At 70.2% G+C, this 23,156-nt stretch carries 25 protein-coding genes; 12 read left to right on the top strand and 13 right to left on the bottom strand.

What is annotated here, in order from left to right; genetic code table 11:
* Positions 1-53 precede the first annotated feature (53 nt).
* The 6 genes from COC42_RS05025 to COC42_RS05000 are packed head-to-tail and all read right to left on the bottom strand — an operon-like array spanning position 54 to position 5,885.
* On the bottom strand, positions 54-905 hold the full coding sequence (locus COC42_RS05025; protein ID WP_096342120.1) for an RDD family protein: 852 nt from the start codon (positions 903-905) through the stop codon (positions 54-56).
* On the bottom strand, positions 892-1,890 hold the full coding sequence (locus COC42_RS05020; RefSeq protein ID WP_096342119.1) for a stage II sporulation protein M: 999 nt from the start codon (positions 1,888-1,890) through the stop codon (positions 892-894). The genes COC42_RS05025 and COC42_RS05020 overlap by 14 nt, the downstream gene beginning before the upstream one ends.
* Entirely contained in the window at positions 1,887-3,134 is a 1,248-nt protein-coding gene (locus COC42_RS05015; RefSeq protein WP_141395781.1) for a DUF58 domain-containing protein, read from the bottom strand. Before COC42_RS05015 ends, COC42_RS05020 begins: the two co-directional genes overlap by 4 nt.
* The gene (locus COC42_RS05010; RefSeq protein ID WP_096342117.1) at positions 3,131-4,087 is read right to left on the bottom strand and encodes an AAA family ATPase; all 957 of its coding nucleotides are present in this window, start codon (positions 4,085-4,087) and stop codon (positions 3,131-3,133) included. Before COC42_RS05010 ends, COC42_RS05015 begins: the two co-directional genes overlap by 4 nt.
* Positions 4,084-5,265 carry a hypothetical protein gene (locus tag COC42_RS17590; protein ID WP_096342116.1) on the bottom strand — a complete coding sequence of 394 codons (1,182 nt, stop codon included), beginning with the start codon at positions 5,263-5,265 and terminating at the stop codon, positions 4,084-4,086. The genes COC42_RS05010 and COC42_RS17590 overlap by 4 nt, the downstream gene beginning before the upstream one ends.
* The gene (locus COC42_RS05000; RefSeq protein ID WP_096342115.1) at positions 5,262-5,885 is read right to left on the bottom strand and encodes a hypothetical protein; all 624 of its coding nucleotides are present in this window, start codon (positions 5,883-5,885) and stop codon (positions 5,262-5,264) included. Before COC42_RS05000 ends, COC42_RS17590 begins: the two co-directional genes overlap by 4 nt.
* Positions 5,886-6,032: 147 nt before the next feature.
* Between COC42_RS05000 and COC42_RS04995 the strand changes: the two genes are divergently transcribed.
* The 5 genes from COC42_RS04995 (at position 6,033) to COC42_RS04975 (ending at position 10,691) form a co-directional block, all read left to right on the top strand.
* A complete protein-coding gene (locus tag COC42_RS04995; RefSeq protein WP_096342114.1) occupies positions 6,033-6,827 on the top strand; it encodes a hypothetical protein in 795 nt (264 codons plus the stop codon).
* Between the two features lie 60 nt (positions 6,828-6,887).
* Positions 6,888-8,273 (top strand): amidohydrolase, encoded by a 1,386-nt coding sequence (locus tag COC42_RS04990; RefSeq protein WP_176484620.1) that lies wholly within the window; start codon positions 6,888-6,890, stop codon positions 8,271-8,273.
* Positions 8,273-9,577 (top strand): amidohydrolase family protein, encoded by a 1,305-nt coding sequence (locus COC42_RS04985; RefSeq protein WP_176484559.1) that lies wholly within the window; start codon positions 8,273-8,275, stop codon positions 9,575-9,577. Before COC42_RS04990 ends, COC42_RS04985 begins: the two co-directional genes overlap by 1 nt.
* A 119-nt stretch (positions 9,578-9,696) precedes the next feature.
* Complete coding sequence (locus COC42_RS04980; protein ID WP_141395780.1) at positions 9,697-10,341, top strand: TetR/AcrR family transcriptional regulator; 645 nt, start codon at positions 9,697-9,699, stop codon at positions 10,339-10,341.
* A gap of 2 nt (positions 10,342-10,343) precedes the next feature.
* Positions 10,344-10,691, top strand: coding sequence for a hypothetical protein (locus COC42_RS04975; RefSeq protein WP_096342111.1), 348 nt, complete (start codon positions 10,344-10,346; stop codon positions 10,689-10,691).
* Between the two features lie 187 nt (positions 10,692-10,878).
* Here COC42_RS04975 and COC42_RS04970 read toward each other — a convergent pair whose 3' ends face one another.
* Positions 10,879-13,353: a PhoX family protein gene (locus tag COC42_RS04970; protein ID WP_176484558.1), complete on the bottom strand. Its 2,475-nt coding sequence runs from the start codon at positions 13,351-13,353 to the stop codon at positions 10,879-10,881.
* 182 nt (positions 13,354-13,535) lie between these two features.
* Between COC42_RS04970 and COC42_RS04965 the strand changes: the two genes are divergently transcribed.
* The 3 genes from COC42_RS04965 to COC42_RS04955 are packed head-to-tail and all read left to right on the top strand — an operon-like array spanning position 13,536 to position 14,871.
* On the top strand, positions 13,536-14,033 hold the full coding sequence (locus COC42_RS04965) for a hypothetical protein (protein ID WP_096342110.1): 498 nt from the start codon (positions 13,536-13,538) through the stop codon (positions 14,031-14,033).
* Positions 14,030-14,482 carry a hypothetical protein gene (locus tag COC42_RS04960; RefSeq protein WP_096342109.1) on the top strand — a complete coding sequence of 151 codons (453 nt, stop codon included), beginning with the start codon at positions 14,030-14,032 and terminating at the stop codon, positions 14,480-14,482. The genes COC42_RS04965 and COC42_RS04960 overlap by 4 nt, the downstream gene beginning before the upstream one ends.
* Complete coding sequence (locus tag COC42_RS04955; RefSeq protein WP_245843856.1) at positions 14,473-14,871, top strand: hypothetical protein; 399 nt, start codon at positions 14,473-14,475, stop codon at positions 14,869-14,871. The genes COC42_RS04960 and COC42_RS04955 overlap by 10 nt, the downstream gene beginning before the upstream one ends.
* Here the strand turns inward: COC42_RS04955 and COC42_RS04950 are convergent.
* From COC42_RS04950 to gspG, 6 genes are read right to left on the bottom strand one after another with little or no spacing between them, the layout of a single operon-like run.
* Positions 14,868-15,071, bottom strand: a complete 204-nt coding sequence (locus COC42_RS04950) for a hypothetical protein (RefSeq protein WP_096342107.1) — start codon at positions 15,069-15,071, stop codon at positions 14,868-14,870. The genes COC42_RS04955 and COC42_RS04950 overlap by 4 nt on opposite strands.
* Positions 15,071-17,143 carry a type II secretion system secretin GspD gene (gene gspD, locus COC42_RS04945; RefSeq protein WP_245843855.1) on the bottom strand — a complete coding sequence of 691 codons (2,073 nt, stop codon included), beginning with the start codon at positions 17,141-17,143 and terminating at the stop codon, positions 15,071-15,073. Before gspD ends, COC42_RS04950 begins: the two co-directional genes overlap by 1 nt.
* A 9-nt stretch (positions 17,144-17,152) precedes the next feature.
* On the bottom strand, positions 17,153-17,938 hold the full coding sequence (locus tag COC42_RS04940) for a type II secretion system protein N (protein ID WP_096342106.1): 786 nt from the start codon (positions 17,936-17,938) through the stop codon (positions 17,153-17,155).
* On the bottom strand, positions 17,935-18,291 hold the full coding sequence (gene gspI / locus COC42_RS04935; protein WP_096342105.1) for a type II secretion system minor pseudopilin GspI: 357 nt from the start codon (positions 18,289-18,291) through the stop codon (positions 17,935-17,937). The genes COC42_RS04940 and gspI overlap by 4 nt, the downstream gene beginning before the upstream one ends.
* The gene (locus COC42_RS04930; RefSeq protein ID WP_281253076.1) at positions 18,288-18,863 is read right to left on the bottom strand and encodes a prepilin-type N-terminal cleavage/methylation domain-containing protein; all 576 of its coding nucleotides are present in this window, start codon (positions 18,861-18,863) and stop codon (positions 18,288-18,290) included. The genes gspI and COC42_RS04930 overlap by 4 nt, the downstream gene beginning before the upstream one ends.
* A gap of 12 nt (positions 18,864-18,875) precedes the next feature.
* Positions 18,876-19,292 (bottom strand): type II secretion system major pseudopilin GspG, encoded by a 417-nt coding sequence (gene gspG, locus COC42_RS04925; RefSeq protein WP_281253075.1) that lies wholly within the window; start codon positions 19,290-19,292, stop codon positions 18,876-18,878.
* Between the two features lie 63 nt (positions 19,293-19,355).
* On the opposite strand from gspG, the gene gspL reads away from it, so the two are divergent.
* From gspL to COC42_RS04905, 4 genes are read left to right on the top strand one after another with little or no spacing between them, the layout of a single operon-like run.
* Positions 19,356-20,432, top strand: a complete 1,077-nt coding sequence (gene gspL / locus COC42_RS04920) for a type II secretion system protein GspL (RefSeq protein ID WP_096342102.1) — start codon at positions 19,356-19,358, stop codon at positions 20,430-20,432.
* Entirely contained in the window at positions 20,429-20,926 is a 498-nt protein-coding gene (gene gspM, locus COC42_RS04915) for a type II secretion system protein GspM (protein ID WP_096342101.1), read from the top strand. The genes gspL and gspM overlap by 4 nt, the downstream gene beginning before the upstream one ends.
* On the top strand, positions 20,923-22,380 hold the full coding sequence (gene gspE / locus COC42_RS04910) for a type II secretion system ATPase GspE (protein ID WP_096342100.1): 1,458 nt from the start codon (positions 20,923-20,925) through the stop codon (positions 22,378-22,380). The genes gspM and gspE overlap by 4 nt, the downstream gene beginning before the upstream one ends.
* Complete coding sequence (locus tag COC42_RS04905; RefSeq protein ID WP_096342099.1) at positions 22,367-23,152, top strand: transporter; 786 nt, start codon at positions 22,367-22,369, stop codon at positions 23,150-23,152. The genes gspE and COC42_RS04905 overlap by 14 nt, the downstream gene beginning before the upstream one ends.
* Positions 23,153-23,156 lie beyond the last annotated feature (4 nt).

Here is a 23,156-nt window from a genome sequence, read left to right as displayed (position 1 = left end):
CCCGAACAACGACGCCCCCCAGATAGCGGCTGTGTGATGCGTTGGTAAGACGCTCAGGCGGTGTCGAACTTGTCGCGCTTGCGCACGCCGAACAGCAGCCGGCGTTCGAGGTGACGGCGGAGTGCACGGTAATAGGCGTCGAGGAACACCTCGTCGCCCGGCACGTCGTAGCGGTTCAGCTTGGCGCGGATCGTGTCGGCGACCGCGGCCATCGCCGATGCCTCGCCGCGACGCAGCACCTCCTCCAGCCGTTGCAGTTCGTACTGGCCATAGATGGCCAGCTCATGGGGCCCGAACTCGATCCGGTGCTCGGTGGCGCCGCGCATCAGGTCGGCCCCGATCCGCCGCCGCCCCGTCTCGATCACCCAGGTGCCGGCGATCAGGTCGCCGGCGCGAAGCCGGTCGCGATTGAACAGTGGGAAGAACAGGAACAGCGCCGTCCAGCTGAGGCCGAGCGCGGCGACCCACTGATCGGCCATCCCGCGCGAGCCCGCGACCGCGAGGAAGGTAAGGGGCAGGAACACCTCGATCTCGCGCATCAGGTTGCGCGCGACGATCGCCCCGCCGGTCAGCCGCCCGCCGTCGCGTGCGACAACGCGCAGCTTCATCACCCGCTTGCCGAGCGTCGCCGCCCGCCCGCCGCTCTCGCCCAGGATGAAGTAGAAGTTGCGCAGGAGGAAGAAGCCGAGCAGCCACAGCACGATCATGACGTTGCCCAGCGACCCGCCAAAGCTGGCGTGAAAGGCGAGCAGCGCCAGCGTCACGCCAAGGAGGATGCCGAGCATCAGCAGCGCATCGACGATGAACGCACCCGCCCGCGTCCCCGCGCTGGCGAGGCGCAGGTCGAGCGCCACGCCCTCGGGCGTCACCAACCGGCGGCCGAGCCCGACCTTAACGCGCGCCACGGCGTCGGCCCCCGAAGGCGAAATAGCTTGTCCAGAGCGCCAGCATCGTTGCGGCGATCGCAAAGCGACCGTCGTCGGTGCGCACCAGTTGTCGCCCGAACCCCTCGAGCAGCCCGGCGATGAGCAGCATCACGACGACGCCGATCATCACGAGTGCCGCGCGCTCGCCCGCCGCCTTGGCGGCGGCGAGGCGGCTGCGCTCGCCGGGAAATGCGACGGCGCGGCCGATATGGAAGCCCGCCGCGGCGGAAAGGATGATCGCGGTGATCTCCGTCGTGCCGTGGATCGACAGCCAGCCGGTTAGGCCCCAGCCCAGTCCCTTGGGGATGTAGACGGCATAAAAGGCCCCGAGCAGCGCGCCGTTCGAGGCGAGCAGCAGCATCGTCGGCACCCCGAAGGCGAAGCCCAATGCGAAGACGAGGATCGAGATCTGCGCATTGTGCGTGAACAGCGCGGTTGCGAAGATCTCCAGCCCGCCCTCGCGCGGCGCGTCGTACAATGTGCCGCGCAGGAACTGCACGCCCGCCTGCGGATTGCGGCCGTTGGCGACACCCGGCGGCACGATCGCATCGAACCAGCCCGGATCGGCGAGGATCAGCGCGTACCCCGCCGCCGCCGCCGCGAAGAAGAGGAAGACCGAGAGCAGGAGCTCGGGCACCAGTCCGCGCACCGCCGCCGGCCAGTCGCGCGCAAAGAAGCGGAGGACCGAGCGCCCCCAGGGCTCGCGCGCCGAATAGAGAAGGAAATAGGCGCGCGTCGACAGCTGTTCGAGATAACCGATCAGGTCGGCGTCGAGCGAGGTCGCGCGCGCGATCGACAGCGCCGACAGCGCGGCGCGATAGAGGCGCGGGAGCTCGACCAGCTCGACTTCGGACAGCTTGCGCGCCGATCCCTTCTCGACGCGATTGAGCAGGCTTTCGAGGCGTGCCCAGTCGCCCTCGCGCTCGGCGCGGAAATGGTCGGGGGTGAAGATCGCATCGGTCATGGCCGCTCGCGCATCTGTAGATAGCGTTCGACCAGCGCGAGCGGGGCGTCACCCGCCGCCGCCTCGATCACGTCGATCCCCTGCCGCTTCAGCCGCTCGACGACGATCCGCCGCTCGCGCAGCAGCGTGTGGGCGACGTTGGCGCGGGTGACATCGTCGGCATTGGTCGGCCGCGCCTCGGCAAAGGTGGCGAGCTCCTCGTCGTGAAACAGCACGAACAGCAGGCGGTGGCGGCGGAGGAGCCGGCCGGCGGCGGCGAGCATCAGCTCGGCGGCGGTGGGGTCGGAGAATTCGGTGAAAAGGACGATCAGCGATCGGCGGTCGAGCCGCTGGTCAAGGAGGGTGAGGCCAAGGGTGAAGTTGGTCTCCTCCGCGCCATAGTCGATCTCGGCGGCATGGGCGTGGAGGCGGGCGAAGGCGCGCGGGCCGCTTACACTCCCTGAATCGACGCGCGGCTTCGAATCGAACGCGAACAGGCGCGCGCGATCGCCCGACTTGAGCGCGACGAACGCCGCGAGCAGTGCTGCCGATACCGCGCGGTCGATGCGCGGCACGCCGCCGACCGGCTCGGCCATCACGCGCCCGGCATCGACGGCGAGGACGATCGGATTGTCGCGTTCGGTCCGATATTCGCGCGCCAGCAGCGACAGGTGGCGGGCCGATGCCTTCCAGTCGATCGTGCGGCGGGCCATGCCCGGCTGGAAGCCGGTCAGCGCCTGGAACTCCTGACCCTCGCCCGCCTCCAGCCGCATGCGCTGGCCGAATTGCGGGCCGTTGAAGCGCTGGCGCATCGCCGTTTCGCGAACGCCGGCAATGTCGGGGGTGACGCGCACGGCGATGTCGGCCGGATGCGAGCGCTGCCACGCGCCGAGCCCCAGCGGACCGCGTGCGCGCGCCCAGACGCGCTCGATCCGCGCGGTGCCGCGCCGCGCGGCGCGATAGGCAAAGCCGGTTCGGCGGATCAGCGGCTCGCTGACCTCGGCGGCGAAGTCGAGGCTCGGCGCGCCCGCCATCTCGGGCCGGAGCGTCACATCGGCCCCCACCGGCACCGCGGCGGGGGCGGTGACGGTGATCGGTCCGCGCAGGCCCGAGGCAAGCATGCCGTCGACCAGCACGAGCAGTGCCACGCCCAGCACCCACAGCACCGCCAGCGCCCAGCTGCCCGGCGCGGCGACGCCCAGCGCCAGCGCGGCGGGCGCCGCGACCAGCGCCAGCATCGCCGCCCTGGGCGTAGGAACGATCAACGCGGTGCCTCGACGCTCTCGATCAGCTCGGCCACCACGTCGTCGACGCGCCGCCCATCGATCTCGGCCGCGGGGGACAGGATCAGGCGGTGGCGCAGCATCGGCGCGGCGAGCGCCTTCACATCGTCGGGGATCACATAATCGCGCCCGTCGAGCGCCGCCGCTGCGCGCGCCGCGCTGGCGAGCGCCGAGGCGGCGCGCGGGCTGGCGCCGGTCGCGAGATCGCCATGGACGCGCGTCGCCCGGACCAGCGCGACGACATAGCCGACGATTTCCTCGACCAGCCCGACACCCTGCACCGCCTCGATCGCGGCGGCGAGGGCGGGGGCGTCAGCGACCTGTGCCACGCCCTGTTCGGCCGCCCGCGGCACGCCGCCGGCGGCGCCGTACTGCGCGACGATCGCCCGCTCGGCCGCCTCGCTCGGATAGTCGATGCCGATCTTGAACAGGAAGCGGTCGAGCTGCGCCTCAGGGAGCGGATAGACGCCCTGCTGCTCGATCGGGTTCTGCGTCGCGACGACGGTGAAGCGGTCGGACAGCCGCTCGGTCCGGCCGTCGAGGGTGATCGAGCGTTCCTGCATCGCCTCGAGCAGGGCGGCCTGCGTCTTGGGCGGGGTGCGGTTGATCTCGTCGGCGAGGAGGAGTTCGCAGAACACCGGCCCCTTGGTGAGCGCAAAGGCGCTGGTCTGGAAATTGAACAGGTTCGCGCCGACGATGTCGCCGGGCATCAGGTCGGGGGTGAACTGGATGCGCCCGAAATCGAGGCCGAGCGTCCACGCGAAGCTTTGCGCGAGCAGCGTCTTGGCGGTGCCCGGCGGCCCTTCGAGCAGGACATGCCCGCCCGAGAGCAGGGCGACGAGCAGCAGGCGGACGGTCGGCGACTGGTCGACCACCGCCTTGGCCACTTCGGCGTCGATCGCGCGGCCCAGCGCCGCCACTTCGTCGAGGGTCATGCATGCTCCTTGGTGAAATCGTGGAGTGCCTGCGCGGCGTCGGTCAGGCTCGTCTCGTCGGTCGCCCTTGCGACGGCGCGGTACCGCTCGGCAAAGCCCGGCCGGCGCGTGTCGAGCCAGTCGGCAAGCGCGTCGCCGCCGAGGCCGCGCGGGGCGTGGAGCCGCGCGCCCAGCCGCTCGGCGCGCATCGCCGCAAAGCGGGGGCCGCCCGCCGCCGCCCGGCCGGCACGGCGGGTCAGCGCGGCGATCGTCTCGATCAGCGCCGCCTTGCCGAAGGGGATCGCCCGCGCCTCGCGCCGCGGCGGGCCGAAGCGCGCGGCGCTCGCCCAGCCGGCGAGCAGCGCGGCGGCGAGGAGCGCGATCGTCACCGCGACGAAGGGCGGCGTCAGCATCAGCTTGACGAGGTTGCGGTCGCCCGGCCGGTAATGGAGCGTCAGATCGAAGGCGACGGCATCGAGCCGGTCGTCGTTCATCGCCTTGATCGCGGCGACGATCGCGCGGGCATTGCGGATGTCGCGCAGCCCGTAATTGTTGGCGAGGTCGGGATCGGCGAGGATCCAGATGCGCCGGTCGGACAGCTTCGCCAGCATCGCGCCCTGCCCGCGGACGCTGATCCAGGGCTCGATGCCGTTGCCCGAGATTGTCTGCGGCTCCTCGACGGGGGCGAGCGGCGAGCCCGGTGCGAGGGGGCGGCGGACGCGCTGCCCCTCGCGGGTAACGCCTGCATTCGGGACGACATCCTTCAGCATCGAGCCCAGCGCCGGCAGCCGCATCGATCCGCGCACACGCCGCTCGCGCGTCGGCGACAGCCCGTCGCGCTCGGTCTGCCATTTGGGCAGGATGACGAGCAGCGGCCGGCCTTCGCGCCGGCGCACCAGCGCGGCCAGATCGGCGGCCTTGATCTGCGCATCGGGCGTCGCGATGACGAGATTGTCGGCGGCGAGCGCGTCGTTTTCGCGCGCCAGCGTTACCCGGGTGCCCGGCAGGCCGGCGAGCAGGTCGTGCAGCGCCTGGAACCCTGTCGCACCCTTGGCAACGGGGCCGGGCACCCGCGTCATCCGCGCCTCGATCTCCTGCCCGAACCCCGCCATCACGAGCAGCGCGATGAGAAGGATCCCGCCAAGCCCCGTCAGGATCAGCGCCGTCCGCGTCGTGAAGGGGGAGGGATTGCCGCTCAAAGCGCGAACGCCCGATAGGCCTCGCGCGCCGCGTCCCAGTCGGCGGGGCCGAGCGGGCGGCGGGCAAAGATGCCGCGCTCGGTCAGCTCGACAAGGCGGGCGAACACGCCGCGCGCCCGCTCGGGGATTGCCGGCTCGGCGGCAAGGTCGCGCGAGGTGCGCGCCGGGCGGACGAGGCCGTGCCGCCAGCGCTCGATATCCTCGATCGAGCGGTGGAGCAGGAGTTGGACCGCCGCCTCGAACCGTCCGGCCGCGGCCAGTGCCTCGGCCTCGTCGAGGAGCGCCCGGGCGGTGGCGGGGGCGGGGCGCCACTCGGCCTCGACAGCGGCCGGCCTTTGGCGGCGGAACCGGTCGCGCAGCCAGTCGCGCACCGGCGGGAAGAAGCTCGCGACCAGCACCGCGACGATCAGCGCGACCAGCACCCAGAACACGATTTGCCAGAACGGCCCCAGCGCCGAGAAGAAGCGGTCGAGCGCGGCGCCCAGCGCGCGCAGCCATTCGGGCGTCGGCTGCCGCGCGTCGACCGCGCGCCAGGGAAAGTCGAACTGGATCGACGGATCGGCGCGCACGCGGGCATGGGCAGCATCGACGGCGCGGGGTTCGATCGTCGTCGCCGGCACCCCTTGTCGCTCCCACCCGTTCGGTCCCGAACCAAGCAATTCGAACGTTTACACGCAAGCCGTTTCGCTTCACCTTGTCGCAACGGACACGATTTGACCCAAGCCGAAGCAGGCGGGCGGGGTGTCCCGAAAAGGGGTGCGCGTATTTTGATCGTCGGGCTCGGCTTCCTGCTGATCGCGGGCGTGTTCGCGGGCGCGGTGGTCATGGCGCTGCGCGGCGGCGCGCGGCTCGAGCTTGCCCGTGTCATCGGCGACGCGGGCGGTGCGATCGCAAAGGCGCCGCTGCTGTTCGCGGGGTTTGCGCTTGTCGGCGCGGGGTTGCCCAACGCGGCGCTGTTCGTGTCGCTGGCGGCCACGCCGGGACTGCTCACAACGGGAGCGGTATTGAGTACCGGCCTGATCGGATCGCTGCTGGCGTTCGCATGGTACCAGTTCTTTCTGCTCGCCATGATCGCCGCGACGCTGGAGGGGCTGGGCGGCCGTCCGCACTTCCGCGGCGTGATCGCCGCGGCGCTGCCGCTGGTGCCGCAGGCGATGTTGACGAGCGTCCTCTACTGGGTCGCGGTGGGCATTGGATTTGCCTTTTTCGTCGTGCCCGGAATCATCCTCGCCTGCGTCTGGATGCTCGTCCTCCCGGTACTGGTCGAGGAGCGGCCGAGCCTGTTCGCCGCGTTCGCGCGCGCGGCAAAATTGAGCCGTGGCGTGCGCTGGCAGCTGTTCCTGCTCGCCGTGCTCGGGTTCGTGTTCGCGCTGGTGGTCCAGTCGATGCTCGGCGCGATGGCGGCGCTGCTCGGCGGCCAGATCGCAGCGCAGGTCGGTTTCGCGCTCGTCTCGTCGCTGCTCGCCGTCTTGCCGCCCGCGCTGGTCGCCAGCGCCTATCGCCAGATCGTGATCTTGCGCGAGGGGGCGCGCACCCGCGAGCTCGAAGAGATTTTCGCTTGATAAACAGATGGATCGTTCAGGGAGAATAACGTGAAGCGACTCTTATTGTCGGCCGCCGCCATGGCGCTGCTCGGCGGCTGTGCCGCGCAGGGGGGCGGGGGTGCCAAGTCCGCGTCCAGTTCCAAGGCACCCGCGCCGGGGATGAACAAGGGCTATTCGCACGATCCCTTCCCCTCGACCTATCGCGCCTATCCGGGTCGGCCGACGCTCATCACCAACGTGACCGTCCTCGATGGCGAGGGCGGGAAGATCGAGGGCGGGCAGGTGCTGTTCCGCGACGGCCGGATCGTCGCGGTGGGCCAGAGCCTCGACCCCGCCGGCGCCGACGTGATCGATGGGCAGGGCAAGTGGGTCACGCCCGGCATCATCGACGTCCACAGCCACCTCGGCGACTATCCGAGCCCGTCGGTCGATGCGCATTCGGACGGGAACGAAGCGACGGCGCCGATTACCGCCGAGGTGTGGGCCGAGCATTCGGTCTGGCCGCAGGACCCCGGCTTTGCCCGCGCGCTGGCGAACGGCGGCGTGACCACGCTGCAAATCCTGCCGGGCTCCGCCAACCTGATGGGCGGCCGGTCGGTGACGCTCAAGAACGTCTATGCCCGGACGATGCAGGGAATGAAGTTCCCCGGCGCGCCCTATGGCATGAAGATGGCGTGCGGCGAAAATCCAAAGCGCGTTTATGGGTCGAAGGGGCGGATGCCCTCGACCCGGATGGGCAATGTCGCGGTGAATCGCGCGACGTGGGCCAAGGCCGCCGAGTATCGCCGCAAGTGGGACAAGTACGAGACCGACGGCGGCGACGCGCCGACGCGCGACATCCAGCTCGACACGCTGCGCGGCGTGCTGTCGGGCGAGATTCTCGTCCACAATCACTGCTACCGCGCTGACGAGATGGCCATCGTCATGGATATGGCCAAGGAGTTCGGCTACCAGGTTTCGACCTTCCACCACGCGGTCGAAAGCTACAAGATCGCCGACCTGTTGAAGGCGAACAACGTCTGCTCGGCGGTCTGGGCCGACTGGTACGGCTTCAAGATGGAAAGCTACGACGCGGTGAACGAGAATCTCGCCATCCTCGATCACGAGGGGGCGTGCGTGATGATCCACTCCGACGACGCCAACGGCATCCAGCGGCTCAATCAGGAAGTGGCCAAGGCGATGGCCGCGGGCCGCCGTGCGGGCTTCCAGATCACCCCCGAACATGCCTGGACCTGGCTGTCCTACAATCCCGCCCGCGCGCTCGGCATTGCCGAACAGACGGGCAGCCTCAAGCCGGGCAAGATGGCCGATGTCGTCCTTTGGAACGGCAACCCGTTCAGCGTCTATACCCGGCCCGAGCGCGTGTGGGTTGACGGCGCACTCATGTACGACATGAACAATCCCAAGCATCGCCCGGTGTCCGACTTCGAGCTCGGCCAGCCCGGTGAAGGAGACGTGAAGTGATGCGCGGCCTGAAAGCAATCGCGGTCCTGATGGCGACCGCCGCCGCGCTCCCTGCCGCCGCGCAGGACGTGGTCATCACCAATGCCAAGGTCGTGATCGGCGACGGGTCGGAGCCGATCGAGGGCGGCACCGTCGTCATCCGCGGCGGGCGCATCGTGTCGGCGGGCCGGGCAGCGGCCCCCGCCGGCGCGCGGACGATCGACGCGGGCGGACGCTGGGTGACGCCGGGCATCGTCGCCGGCTTCACGCGGATGGGCGTGGTCGAGGTCGACGGCGTACGCGACACCGACGATTCCTCGGCGGCGACGTCGGTGTTCAACGCCGCGCTCGACATCGCCCCGGCGGTCAATCCCAAGGCGAGCCCGATCGCCATCAACCGGGCCGAGGGGATCACCCGCGCGGTCGTCGCGCCCGCCGCGCGCGGCTCGATCTTCGCGGGCCAGGGGGCGGTCATCGACCTCGGCGCCGACATGAACGCGCTGACCCGCCCTCGTGCCTTCCAGTTCATGGAATGGGGCGAGACCGGTGCGCAGCGTGCGGGCGGCAGCCGCGCGGCGGCAATGGCGACGCTTCGCAATGCGCTGTTCGAGGCACAGGCCTATCGCCGCAATCCGGCAAGCTATGACGATCGCGGCAAGGACGCGCTGCTCACCCGCGCCGACGCGGCGGCACTGGTGCCGGTGCTGGCGGGTCAGATGCCGCTTCTCGTCCATGTCGAGCGCGCATCGGACATCCTGACGCTGATCGAGCTGAAGCGCGAGTTCGCGGGCCTGCGCCTCGTCCTCGTCGGCGCGACCGAGGGGTGGACCGTGGCGCGCGAGATCGCGGCGGCCGGGCTGCCCGTCATCGCTTCGGCGCTCGCCGATCTGCCGATCAGCTTCGAGCAGCTCGCTGCCACCCAGTCGAACATCGGCCGTTTGCGTGCGGCGGGCGTGACCGTCGGCATCGGCTCGATCAACGACGACGAGGCGCGGCAGGCCCGGCTGGTCAAGCAGTATGCCGGCAACCTGGTCGCGTTGTCGAAGGTGCCTGGGGCGGCGGGCCTCAGCTGGGGCCAGGCGTTCGCGACGATCAGCTCGCTGCCCGCCGAGGCGATCGGCATGGGAGCCGAAATCGGCTCGCTGCGCCCCGGCCGCCACGGCGACGTGGTGATCTGGGACGGCGATCCGCTCGAGATCGGCTCGGCGGCGACCGCGGTGTTCGTCGATGGGGTCGAGCAGCCGCTCGTCAACCGCCAGACGCGGCTGCGCGACCGCTATCTTGATCCCAAGGAGGGAACGCTTCCCAAGGCCTATCAGTATTGAGCCTTGCGCCTATATGACGAAGAGCGGGCGTAAGGGGCGACCTTTGCGCCCGCTTCGATTTTTAAGGCGAGCGATGAACGAGAGCGATCGAATTGGTTGACGGGGCAAGCTGCTGCGGCGTGATCCGCGGGCGTGCCGGGCCGGGCCGGCCCCGCGATCCGGCCAAGGACGACGCGATCCTGTCGGCGGCGCGCGAGAGCTTTCTCGAAAAGGGCTTCCACGCCTCGACGATCGAGGACATCGCCGCGCGCGCCGGAGTGTCAAAGGTGACGCTCTACAACCGCTTCGGCGACAAGGAAGCACTGTTCGAGGAGGTGGTTCGTGTGGAGATGGGGCGGATGAACGCCCTGTTCGAGCCGAGCCTGGATGGGCCGATGCCGCTTGCCGACCGGTTGACTGCGATCGGCACCGCCTTGCTCGACATGCTCTTCGAACCCGACCATGTCCGCTTCGACCGCCTGATCTCGGGCGAAATCGCCCAATCGCCGAAACTCGCCCGCCGGTTCTTCGAGGTAGCGCCTGGCAAGTGTCGCAGTGCGCTGGCCGCGATCATCGACGAGGCAGCGGCCGAGGGGATCGTCGCGGTCGACGATGCCGAACTCGCGGCCGAGGACCTGACCGCGCTGTGGAAGGGGTTCTGCGACTTTCAGCTCAAGCTCGGCCTCATCGAGCGGCCCCCGCACGCGGCAATCGTCGCGCGCGCCGCCCGAGGGACGGCGGTGTTTCTGAGGGCATATGCGCCCGGCAATAGCAAGGAGGGCTGACGATGGTTCGGATCGGGGTCGCGCTGGCGGGCGCGGCGATGCTGCCGGGGTGCGGCGGTGGCACGAGCGCGCCTGCGCCGACGGCGAACGAGGCGGCGGCGGGGAACGAGGCGTCGCTCAACTATCAGGCGGCGGTGCTGGATCTGTCCGTCGGCCAGCGCAACATCGTCATGATCCGCGCGATCCAGGACGCGAACATCGCCTGTGAGAAGGTAATCGAGAGCGAGCAGATTAAGGGCCAAACCCTGACCTACCGCGCCAAGTGCGCCGATGGGGCAAGCCACGTCGTCGCAATCGAAGCCGACGGCAACGCCAGCGTCATCAGCGCCGGCGCCGCAGCAAGAAAGTAAAGCGAGACCCACGTCGTCCGGGGCTTGATCCGGGAGTCCGTTTCTCTTCGGTCGGCTCGAAGGGGGAAGAAGCGGTTCGGATCAACCCTGGCCAGAGCCTGTTGAAGGGTCCGGGGGGGGGGGACGAAAAGAGAAAGGGGAGAGGCCACCAGGCCTCCCCCCTTTCGTTTGTGCGCTTTCGCCAGGCTTAAAGCCCGACGATACCGCCGTCGTTCTTGCGGATCACGACCACGCCCGAGCGCGGGCGCGTCGTCGCGGGCAGGCTGGTCGAGCCGCCCTGGCTGTCGGGCCACTTGCTGGTTGGCGCCGCCGGGGTGCCGCCCTCGCCCGGATGCTGGATGCCGACGAACAGCGTGCGGCCGTCGGGGGTCGAATCGACGCCGGTGATCTCGCACTCGATCGGGCCGACGAGGAAACGGCGCAGGTTGGTGCCCGGCGCCGCACCGATCCGCGTGACCACGGTCGAGGTGGTGCCGTCGGCGGCAGTGTTGGTCACCGTCCGAGTGCCGCCGTCACCCACCCGGCCGGGGAAGGCCGCCAGCATCTGGTTATTGGTGACGTCGGTGAAGGCGCCGTCGTCGGTCTGGATCCACAGCAGCGGATTGACCTGGCCCGACGCGTTCGAGGGGCGGCCGAACCACAGGCCGTCGGGGCTCGAATGATCGTTGTCGGCGGTCAGGCCCGACAGGTTGATGTTGGTCGCGTCGAGGTCCGATCCCGCGGCGAACACATAGATGTCCCAGGTGAAGCTCGTTGCCTCGGTCGTGTCGCCGGTCTCGCGCAGTCGAAGGATGTGGCCGTTGCGGTTGCCGCGCGAGGTGCTGGGCGGGTCCTGATAAGAGCGCGGATTCGCCGGATCGGCATTGGCCGCGGTGCGCGACGAGTTGTTGGTGAGGGTCAGGTACATCTCGCCATTGACCGGATTGACCGCGGTCCACTCGGGGCGGTCCATCCGTGTCGCGCCCTGCACGTCGGCGGCGATGCGCGCATGCGTCACAACGTCGGCCTGGTCGGCGAAGGCATAGGTCGCATTGGTGCTCGTCACGTTACCCTGACCGAACACCAGCGGCAGCCACTCGCCCGAGCCGTCGGCATTGAACCGGGCAACATAAAGCGTGCCCGTATCGAGATACTTGTCGCCGATCGCCAGCCGGTCGGCCGCGTTGGCATCCGCCGCGACCCACGGCGTCGCCGACACGAACTTGTACAGATACTCGTTCTGCGCGTCGTCACCCATGTAGAAGGCGGGCTTGCGACCGGCGACGAACGGACCGGGCCAGCAGCCCTCGTGGTTCATGCGGCCGAGCGCGGTGCGCTTCCGCGGCGCCTTGGTCTTGTCATAGGGGTCGATCTCGACCACCCACCCATATTGATTGGGTTCGTTGCGATAGTCGGCGCTGGCCGAGCTGCCCGTCGCCTGCGCGTCCCACTTGCGAAAGATGGTGCTCGATGCATTGGCGGGGGTGACGCTGGCCCAGGCATAGTTGCCGTTGGTGCTGGTGACGCCGTAGCGGATCAGCGCGGTCAATTCCTTTGCCGTGCGGCGCGCATCGTCGGCGGCGCGCGGACGGCGGAAGTATCCGGCCCAATTCTCCTCGCAGGTCAGCAGCGTCGCCCAAGGCGTATGGCCGTTGGCGCAGTTGTTGATCGTGCCGCGGCCCGCCGTCGCGTCGGTCGAATAGGCGGTGACGAGGAGCGCATTGCCGCGCGCTGGGCCGCGGATCTCCACCGGCGTGTTGGGCGTGATGCGGCGGTTGAAGGTGCTGTTCTGGACATAGGCCCAGCCGGCGCTGCCCTGCACCACCTCGACCACCGAGACGCCGTGCGCCTCGATCTCCTTGATCGCCTCGGCCTCAGGGCGTGGGCCGGCCGACACGTTGGTCGGGCCGTTGGCGTGGAGATACTGAACGTTGAGGTTCTCGTGGTTCTGCGCCAGCAGGCCGCGGATGTTGCTGTTGTCGTCGCGCGCACCATCGGCGTTGAGGCCGTAGTAATAGAGCGCGTCGCCATGGTCACCGATGCGGTTGGCGAAATCGGTGTCGGTGCCGTCATTCTTGTAGGCGGCGGTCGACTGCGCGATGGGGTCACCCAGGCGCGTGAGGATGCTGACGCTGTAGCCCGTGGGCACCGTCACCACGTCGTTCTTGTTCTTGGCGACGGCGGTGAAGCCGAGCGCCGCGGGCGTCACGTTGACCGTCGTTTCGGCCGAGGCCTGGAGCCCGCTCTGATCGGTCGCGACATAGCGGAAGACGAGCGGGGTCGCGGCCGAAACCGCCGGCGCAGTAAAGGTCGCGGTCGGCGTGTTGGCGTTGGTGAGCGAGACGGTCGGACCGGACACCTGCGTCCAGGCCGAGGTGACGATACCGCCGTCGTCGGTGACGGTGCTGGTCAGCGTGACCAGCCGGCCCGACGAGGACGAGCCGCTCGAACCCGCGGTCACGACGGGCGCGCTGTTGCCATCGCCATCGCTGCCATTGTCGTCACAGGCGGCAAGCACCGCGCCGCCGAAGACCGCGATCGCCGCAGCCGACACACCGCTCTTCAGCGTGTCACGACGCGAGTAGCGTGCCTCGACCAGCTCGTTGAGCGACAGGTTGTAGGTCGGATTGGTGTCGATATCGCCGTCGGTATAGCCCGACTCGAGTTCAAGCATGTCGCTCATTCGATTCATTCCCCATAGCGTCCTGACGGGCAGGCGAGCCCCCGGTCCCCTGTTGCCTGTGGCGGTGCCAGCTTACGCGCGCATGCACAATGCGTTACCGCCCTGCGTCAGTGATGTGACGCGATTGCGACAGTCGCCGCGATGCTGGATCGCTTGTCCGTTCAAAGCTAAGCGCAGCGCCGATGGAGCCCGCGACGCTGCCCCCGCCCGATCCTGCACCCAGCCTCGTCGAGCGGTTGGGCAAGGCGGCGCAGCGGCCGGCAACGAAAGCAAGTGGGCGAACCATCGGCTGGGCGCTGGCGCTGCTGCTGCCGCTGGGGCCGATCCTGACGATCGCGGGCGCCGACTGGCTGACGGCGCGCGTCTCGCCCCCGCCCGCAGATGACGTATCGACCGATGCGAGTCGGGCCGAGCGGCATGCGCTGGCGCGGCTGGGGCCGACGGGTTTCGCCGCGACGGTCGATCGCGTCGCCCGCCTGCTGCCGCCCGAGGCGCGACTCGTCTCGCTGTCGCTCGATCGCGAGCGCGGCGATTCGGCGCTGGAGATGGAGATCGCCACCGCCGATCCCGACCGGCTGCGCGCCGCCTTGTCGCGTGCGGGCGGCGCGGCGCGGCTGCGTGCCGTCGGGGAACGGCGCGGCGACGGCGTGCTGATCGTGTCGGTCGAGGGCGAGCCATGAGCCGCGCGGTCTGGATCGGCGGCGGCGCGGGACTGGCGCTGGCGGCGCTGGCGTGGAGCGGGGCGGGCGACGCGCTCGCGCGGCTCGATGCGGCCCGCGCGATCGCCGCCGATGCGCGGGCCGAGGCCGCACCGATCGATCGGCTCGCCGACGCGCCATGGCGGCTGCAGGCGCCGTCGGCCCGCGCCGCGGCGGCGGCGGTCGCGGCCCGCATTCGCGACGGAGCCAAGCGCAACGGCGTGCTGGTCGAGCGCGCGGGGGCGGGTGCGCCGGTCGGTCCCGGCCTCGCGCGCCTGGACCTGTCGCTGTCGGGGCCGGAAAAGGCGGTGCTGGCGGTCGCCGACGCGATCGAGCGCGAGTCGAGGGGCGCGCGCTGGGAACGCTGGCGGCTGGAGGCGACCGCCGGGGGCGTGCGGCTGTCGGGCAGCGTGGCGGTGGCATGGCGATGAACCGGCGCGCGACGCTGACCGCGCTGGCGCTGCTGGCGGTCGCGATCCCCGCGGCTGCGCTGGGGCCGCGCCTGATCTGGCGCCCCGACGGGATGACGACCCCGCCCGAGCCGGTCGCATGGAACGCGCCACCGCCGCTTTCCGCTGCGCTCGACCGCCCGCTGTTCGACGCGGCCGAGGCCGAGCCGCCCGCCGACGCGCCCGAACTCGTCGGCATCGTCGGCCGCCTCGACCGCGATGCCGTTGCGATGGTCCGCGGCCAAGACGGCGGGGTACGCACGCTGCGGCCGGGGGAAGGGGTGGATGGCTGGCAGTTGCGCAGCCTGGCGATCGATGCCGCGTATTTCACGCGCGGGACGCAATCCGCCCGCGTGACCCTGGCCGACTAGGCGCGGCGCAGCCTCAGCAGGTGCGGCCAGCGGCGCTTCGCAAGCAGCAATAGGGCGATGACGGGTGCCAGTCCGATGAGCGAGGAAAGCTCGAAGCCGAGGGAGCCGCCAAGCAGATCGACCGCCAGATACTGGCATGTTTTGCCCAGGATCACGCCGGCCACGATCAACGGGATGGCAAGCGCGACCCGCCGCAACATCAATAAATGCCGTCGATCTCGACGGTCAGGCGCGGGGCGGGGGGATTGAGGAGCAGGCTCCCCTTTTCGGTTGTCGACGCCTCGATCCCGCGCAGGCGCTGATAGCGCTCGGCAGCCGCCGCGGCGGTGGCGTCGGGATCACGCAGGATCGTGGGCTTGAGGAAGATAAACAGCGTCCGCTTCTGCCGCTGTTCCTGCCGCGACTTGAACAGTTCGCCGACCAGCGGGATGTCGCCCAGGATCGGCACCTGGCTGCGCTGGCGGATATAATCATCGTTGATGAGCCCGCCGAGCACGATCGTGCGGCCATTGTCGGCGAGCACCGTCGTGTTGATCGCGCGGCGATTGGTGATGAGGTCGGCGGCCTGGTTGAGCTGCGTCTGCGCGATGGTCGAGGCTTCCTGGCTGACCTCCAGCCGGATCGTGTCGCCGGCATTAACGCGCGGCAGGACGCGCAGGGTGATACCGACGTCCTTGCGCTCGATCGAATTATAGGGCGTCGCGCCATTCTGGTTGGTCAGCACCGAGCCGGTCAGGAAGGGTACTTCCTGTGCCACCACGAACTCGCCGATCTTGTTGTCGAGCACCGTCACCGACGGGGTGGAGAGCAGGTTCGCCTTGGTCGAGGTGCCAAGCGCCTGAACGAGGATCGAGAAGTCGTTGCCGAACGCCACGTTGCCGGTGATGCCGTTGCCGAGCACCTGCCCGACGGGCACGCCGAGCGCAGTGAGGATCGTACCGAGACCGACGACCCCGGTGCTGGGCGATCCGAAATTGGTGGCCACCCCCTCGACCCCGTCGAGCACGGTACCGGCGCTGCCGATCTGGATCGCCAGCCGCTCGGCCTCGTCGCCGGTGATCTCGGCGATCGCGGCCTCGAGCAGCACCTGCGGGCGGCGGACGTCCAGGTCGGCGATCAGCTGGTCCATGCCCGCCATCGCGCTCGGCGTGCCGCGCACGACGATGGCGTTGATGTCGGGCGCGGGCTGAACGGTAAGCTCGGGGGTTGAGAAGCCCTGCGGCGTTTGCGCCCGCTCGGTCTGGCCGACGGTCGAAATGCCCGCGCCGCCCGTGCCGCCGGCACCGTTCATGCCGCCCGCCGCGCCCAGGTTTTGCTGGTTGCTGCTGTTGACGAGGCCGGCGAGCGCGGCGGTCGGGCTGCGGTTCGCCTGCGCGCCGAGGCCGCCGCGGGTGCCGCGCGACTGGAGGCTCTGGGCGATCGGATTGGTTGCCTCCGCCTCCTGCCCCAGCACGCCGCGCAGCACCTCGGTCACGCTTTCGGCATCGGCATAGTTGAGGCGGAAGGTGCGGGTGATCGGCGTCGCCCCGCCCGGCGTGTCGAGCGACAGCGCGATCCGCCGCGCCTCCGCCACTGCCGCCGGGGTGCCGCGCACCACGACGATGTTGCTGCGCGCATCGCCCGCCACGCGCGCGTCGCCCTCTCCCAGTACCTGGCCGATGGCGGCGGCGACGTCGGCCGCCGACCCGTTGCGCAGGGGGATCGTCGCGAAGCTCTGCCCCCCGCCGCCGTCGAGGCTGCGCATCAGCCCCTCGATCCGGCGGACATTGTCGGCATAATCGGTGACGACGATCGCATTGGGGCTGGCGAGCGGCTCGACCGAGCCGAAGGCGGCGACCAGTGGCCGAGCTATGCGTGCGGCCTCCGCCGCCGGCACGTTCGACAGGCGGATCATCCGCGTCGTCAACTCCTGGCCTGAGGCCGAGCGGCGCACGCCGCCGTCGCGCACTGCATTGGCGGCGGGTACGACCCGCCATGCCCGGCCCGAACGGACGGCGGCGAAGCCGTTAGCGCGCAGCACCGACTGGAACAGCTCCCACACCCCCTCGGCCGACAGCGGCTGGGCCGAGGTGACGGTGACGACGCCCTTGACCGCGGGATCGAGGATCAGCGTGCGGCCGGTCAGGCGCGAGATCTGGTCGGCGACGTCCGCGATCTCGATCCCGCGCATGTTGACGACGATGTCGCCCGGCGGCTGCTGTGCCGCGAGCGGTGACAGTGCGGTCGCGGCGAGGGCGCAGGCGAGAAGGGGGCGGCGGAAAGCGTGGGTCACGTCATGTCTCTAGCGTAGCGGGACGGTCAGCGTCATCGGCTTGCCGTCGCGGAGAATCTGGACTTGCGCGGTGCCGCTCGCCTGCGCGGCGGCGAAGGCGGCCTGGTCGGCGGCGCCGCGGCCGAGCGCCTGGCCGTTGACCGACTGGACGATGTCACCCGCGCGCATGCCCGGCACCGAGCCGCTGCCGATGCGGTAGCCGCCATCGGTCGGCGTCGCGTCGAGCCGCTGGAGCAGCGCCGCGGGGCCTTGGGCCGGAGGCGGCGGCGGCGCGCTCAACGGCACGTTGCCGCTCGGGCCGGGGGCGGGGGCCGTCGCAGGGGCGCCGGGCACGGGCGGTGGCGTGGCGGGATCGGGAAGCGCGAGATATTCGAGCCGCCCGGCGTTCGACAGGATGATGCGGTCGCGCTGGATCGAATCGATCGTCGCGCCGCCCAGCGCCTCGCCCACGCGAACCGCGCGCGCCGGCCCGCCATTCTCGCTGACATAGGCGACGGCGAAGCTCTGCGGGATCGCGAAGACAACCCCCTTCAGGACGAAGGCGAGGCCGGTCGGCTGCGCCTGCTCGGTCTGCGCTGCCTGGCCGAAGGGTTGCCAGCCGAGCGCCGGCGAAAGGTCCGGCGGCGGCACGGGCCGCGCGCCCGAGGGGACGGTGATCGCGCCCTGGCCCGCATGGCCCGCCAGCCGCCACGTCAGTCCGGCCAGCGCGAACGCGACCGACACGACCATCGCTCCGGTCAGGAGGTCGAGCGCCAGCCTTTGTTGCCGCGGGGTGAGGTCGAGCGTGCGCTTCATGCCGGCCCGGCGTCCACGAATCCGTCGAGCGATGCAAGCGGCGAGGCGCCCGGCGGTCCGTCCATTTCGTACACGTCGATGCGCACGCGGCGGATCTCGCGGTCGGCGGTCGCACGCTCGGCGACGGCGATGCGCCAGCGCCGGCCCAGCATCTCGACCTGGTTAGCGCCGCCCGCCCGCGCCTCCAGTTCGGCCAGGCGGTTCTCGGCTACCCACATCGCCGCCTGCCGCCCCTCCATTGCGCGGGTGGAATCGATATGCGTCTCGACGGTGCGGACGAGGCCGACCGTGGCGATGGCGAGGATCGCGAGCGCAACCAGCGCCTCGATCAGCGAGAAGCCCTCCTCGTTCATGTCGCGGGCATGACGCGGGCGGTGAGGCCGTCATAGACGACGGTACTGGTCTGGCCGGGCGCGGTGATGACCGCGGTCAGCGGCTTGCCCGATCCCTCCGGTCCCAGCACGATCGGCGGGCGCGCCGACAGGCGCATCGTCATGCCGCCGGGTAGCGTGTGAAAGCCCATCGCCTCGCCGCTGAGCGGCTGCCACGTCGTTCCGTCGAACCGGGCGAAAGCATAGCCGGTCTTCTCGGCGGTGAAGGCGACGAGGCTGTCGCCCAGCATCCCGTCATCGGCGGCCGCCTGAAGCCGGTTGGCCAGCCGCTGCGCCTCGCTCCCCACCGAGGGCGCCCGCGACGCCGATCCGATGCCGAGCGTCACCGCGCCGGCCGCGACGGCGATGATCGAAAGGACGATCAGCATCTCGATCAGGGTCATGCCGGCGTCGGCGGCGAGGTGTCGAACGTCTTCGCCGCATTCCGGCGCCGGCCGGGGATCAGTCGCGAGCCGCCGAACCCTGAAATGACTGTTTCCCAGCTGGGCCCCGGCCTCCGCCGGAGACCGGGCAAGGGCAAAGCGAAAGGCCATCCGGCCCACGTCCTACTTCTTGCCGTCGAGGTCCGCGTCGAGGCCCTCGCCGCCGGGCTTGCCGTCCTTGCCGAGCGACTTGAGCGTGAAGCCGCTGCCCTCCGACGTATAGGCATAGGGGTTGCCCCAGGGATCGAGCGGCACCTCGCCAAGATAGCCCTCGCCCGACCAGTTGGAGGGAAGGGGCGGCGTCGTCGGCTTCTCGGCCAGCGCCTTCAGCCCCTGCGCCGTCGTGGGGTAGCCGCCATTGTCGAGGCGGTACATCTTGAGCGCAGCGGAGATGGTGCGGATGTCGGTGTTGGCGACGGTCACGCGCGCCTCATCCGGGCGGCCGATCACGTTGGGAACGATCAGCGCGGCGACGAGCGCGATGATCGCGAGCACGACGATCATTTCGACAAGGGTCAGTCCGGCTTCGCTCTCGGGCACGGATTGCGCCGTACCGCGCCGGCTGTCATGAAACTGTTTCAAAAGGATGTGCATCGCCGCCCCATGCGTCGCCTCGATGAAAACAATGTGACAGCTGCCCCCGCACCATCGGCGCTCATCATAGCCGAGGGGGCGGGCGCGGCAACCATGCTGGTGCCGGGCGAGGCGGTGCGCCTGCTTGCCGTCGACCTGCCGCTCCCGACGCGGGCCAAGCGGATCGAGGCGCTGCCCTTCGCGGTCGAGGAGATGATCGCCGATCCGCTCGACGCGGTGCATCTGGCGCTCGGTACGCAACTGGCCCCGCGTCGTTTCCTCGTGGGCGTCGTCCGCCACGCGCAGATGCAGGCGTGGATCGAGGAAGCCGCGGCGGCGGGGCATCCCAATGCCGCCTTCGTGCCCGACGCGCTTGCGCTGCCGCGTCCCGATGCGGGTGAGTGGGCCGTCGAACTGGGCGAGACGCGCGCGGTGGTCCGGAGCGGCGACGGCACGGGTTTCGCGGTTCCCGCGCCGATGCTGCGTCCCGCCTGGGAAGCGGCGGGGCGGCCGGCGATCCGCAATTACGGCGTGGCGTTGCCGGCGGACATGGGCGCACTGCCGGCAGAGCTTGGCGATCTCTCTTTGGCGCGCCGAATCGCCGAGCCGGCGCTCGACTTGCGGCAGGGCGCCTATGCGCGGCGGCGCACGGCGACGCTGCCCGGCTGGGGACGGCGGCTGTTCTGGGTCGGCGCGATCGGCCTGACCGCGCATGTCGGCATCGCCGCGGCGGACACGCTGATGCTCCGCTCGATCGCCGATCGGCGAGAGGACGATACGCGGATGCTCGTCGCCAGCGCTGCTCCGGGCGTGCCGACGGGCACCGACGATCTGGCGGGCACCGTCGCCGACCTCCTGCCCGAGCCGAAGAGGTACAGCGCCTTCCTGCCGCTGCTCTCGCGCGTTTCCACGGTGCTCGCGCCGATAAATGGACAGGTGGCGGTGCGATCGATCGGGTTCCAGGGGAGCGCGCTGGTGATCGACGTCGATGCGCTGGCGCCCGGCATGGCGGGGCGGATCAACGGCGCGCTCACCGACGCGCGGCTGTCGGGGACAGTGACGACGTTGCCCGACGGCGGCCTCCGACTGACGGCGAGGGGCGCATGAAGATCGAGCTTCGCGATCCCCGGCTGGACGCCGCCATTGCCCGGTTCGAGGCATGGTGGGCAACGCTTTCTCAGCGTGAGCGCGTGCTGCTGACCGTGCTTGGCGTGCTCTTGGCGGGTGCGGTGCTGGTCTATGGCGTGGTAAAGCCGCTTCAGGCCGCACGGGCCGAGGCACAGGCCGATATCCGTACCTACGAAACGCTTTCCGCCCGCATCCGCGCTGCCGGCACGCTCCAGCCGCCGTCGCCGGGCCAGCGCCGCACCGGCAGCCCGGCCGAGATCGTCCAGGCCGCGGCGCAGGCACAGGCGCTGTCCGTTGCGGTCGAGCCCGCGGGCAACGGCGTGCGTGCGGTCGTCGCCGAGGGGGAGTATGCCAAGGTGATCAACTGGCTCGCCGACGTGAACCGCTCCTCCGGCCTTGCCGTCACGTCCGCGCGTATCGTCAAACGCCCGACCGTCGGCATGGTCGAGGCGCAGATCAGCTTCGCGCCATGACCGCGATGCTCCCTTACAGTTTCGCGCGCCGCCACGGCGTCGTCCTGCGCGAGAGTTCCGATGGCGCGGAATGCGTCTATCGCACCGGTGCCCCGCTCGACGCGCTCTTGGAAGTGCAACGCATCGCCCCCGCCGCGCGGCTGGTGCCCGTCGGCGACGACGCATTCGATGCCGCGCTTGGTGCCTCGTACGGTGATCGCGCGGCGCAGGCGGCGGATTTCGAGATCGACGGCACCGACCTTGCCGCGCTGGCCGATTCAGCGGCTGCGGTCGATGACCTGCTCGACAGCCGTGACGATTCGCCCGTCATCCGCCTCATCAACGCGCTGCTGCTGGAGGCGATCAAGGAAGGCGCGTCGGACGTGCATGTCGAGACGCAGGAGAAGCGCCTCGTGGTCCGTTTCCGCATCGATGGCGTGCTGCGCGACATCGTCGAGCCGCAGCGGGCGCTCGCGCCCCTGCTCGTCAGCCGCATCAAGGTGATGGCCAAGCTCGATATCGCCGAGAAGCGCGTGCCGCAGGACGGGCGCGTGACGCTGCGCATCGGCGGGCACGATGTCGATGCGCGCGTCTCGACCATCCCGACTCAGCATGGCGAGCGGGTGGTGATGCGCCTGCTTGAACGCGGGTCGATGACGCTCGACCTCGCCAGTCTCGGGATGAGCGAACGCGATCGCAACGTGTTCACGCGATTGCTGGAGCGGCCGCACGGCATCCTGCTCGTCACCGGGCCCACCGGCTCGGGCAAGACAACGACGCTCTACACCGCGCTCACCCGCCTCAATGACCGCAAGCGCAACGTGATGACGGTCGAGGACCCGATCGAATATGAACTGGCCGGCATCGCCCAGACGCAGGTCAACCCGCGCACCGACATGACTTTTGCCCGCGGCCTCCGCGCGATCCTGCGCCAGGACCCGGACGTCATCATGGTGGGCGAGATCCGCGATCAGGAAACCGCGCAGGTCGCGGTACGGTCGGCGATGACGGGGCATTTCGTGCTCTCGACGCTCCATACCAATTCGGCGGTTGGTTCGGTGACGCGGCTGATCGACATGGGGGTCGAGCGCTATCTGCTGGCGCCGATGGTCGTGGGGCTGTGCGCGCAGCGGCTGGTGCGGCGACTGTGCCCGACTTGTCGGCGGGAAGACGTGGCGACGCCGGGCGACGTGGCGCTGGTCGGCGGCGGGCTTTCGCCTGGCGAGGCCATCTGGCGCGCCGAGGGCTGCGAGGCGTGCCACGGCGACGGCTATCGCGGGCGTGCGGGGCTGTACGAGGTCGTAGCGATCGATGACCGCTTTCAGGCGATGATCCATGACGGCGCGTCGGAGGCCGAGCTCGAGCGCCACGCGCGGGGGGACAATCCGTCGCTGCTCGACGACGGCATCGCCAAGCTGCGCGCGGGGCTGACCACGGTCGAGGAAGTCGCGCGCGTGACCCGTGAAGAGGCGTGATCTTCCGCTACTGGCGGCGCTGACCGCGGTTGCCGCACCCGCGCCCGCGCAGGACGAGCCGATCTGCGCCGACCGGCCGGGCGTCGGCACGCCGCCCTGTGTGACCGAGCGGGGCCGCGTCGTGGCCGAACTCGGCGCGGTGAGCTGGACGCTCGATCGCGAGGGCGGCGCGCGGACCGACACGATCGTCGCGGGCGACGTGCTGACGCGGATCGGCATCGGCGGCGGCACCGAGCTGCAACTCGGCTGGACCGCGTTCGGCCATGTGCGCGGGCGAATGGACGGAGCGGTCGAAAGCGTCTCCGGGATCGGCGACGTGACGGTCGGGGTGCTCAAGGGGGTGGTCGACGGCGATGGCGTTGCCCTGTCGGTCCTCGGCCGCGCGACGTTGCCGCTCGGCGGCGCGGCGATCGGCGCGGGCGACTGGTCAGCGAGCCTCTTGGTGCCGGTCGAGGTCGATCTGGGCGGGCCGCTGTCGCTCGGCCTTACTCCAAGCATCGCTGCGGAGGTCGATCAGGACCGGCGCGGGCGGCACCTCGCTTACGGGCTTGTGACGGGGCTGACCGCGGATTTTGAAACGCATCTGTTCGGAATCGAGCTGGCGGTCGATCGCGACGACGACCCGGCGGGGCAGGGGACGCCGATGGTACTGGCGTTCTCGGGCGGCTGGCGGCCCGACCCCAATCTGCAATTCGACGCCGGCACCAATCTGGGGCTCAACGACGACGCCGATGATTTGCAGCTGTATGTGGGGCTCTCGAAACGCTTCTGATCCT

This window comes from Sphingomonas spermidinifaciens, assembly GCF_002351485.1.
In the GTDB taxonomy this organism is placed as follows: domain Bacteria; phylum Pseudomonadota; class Alphaproteobacteria; order Sphingomonadales; family Sphingomonadaceae; genus Sphingomonas; species Sphingomonas spermidinifaciens.
The sequence above is the reverse complement of the archived record's forward strand: the minus strand, read 5'-3'. Positions and strand labels throughout refer to the sequence as shown.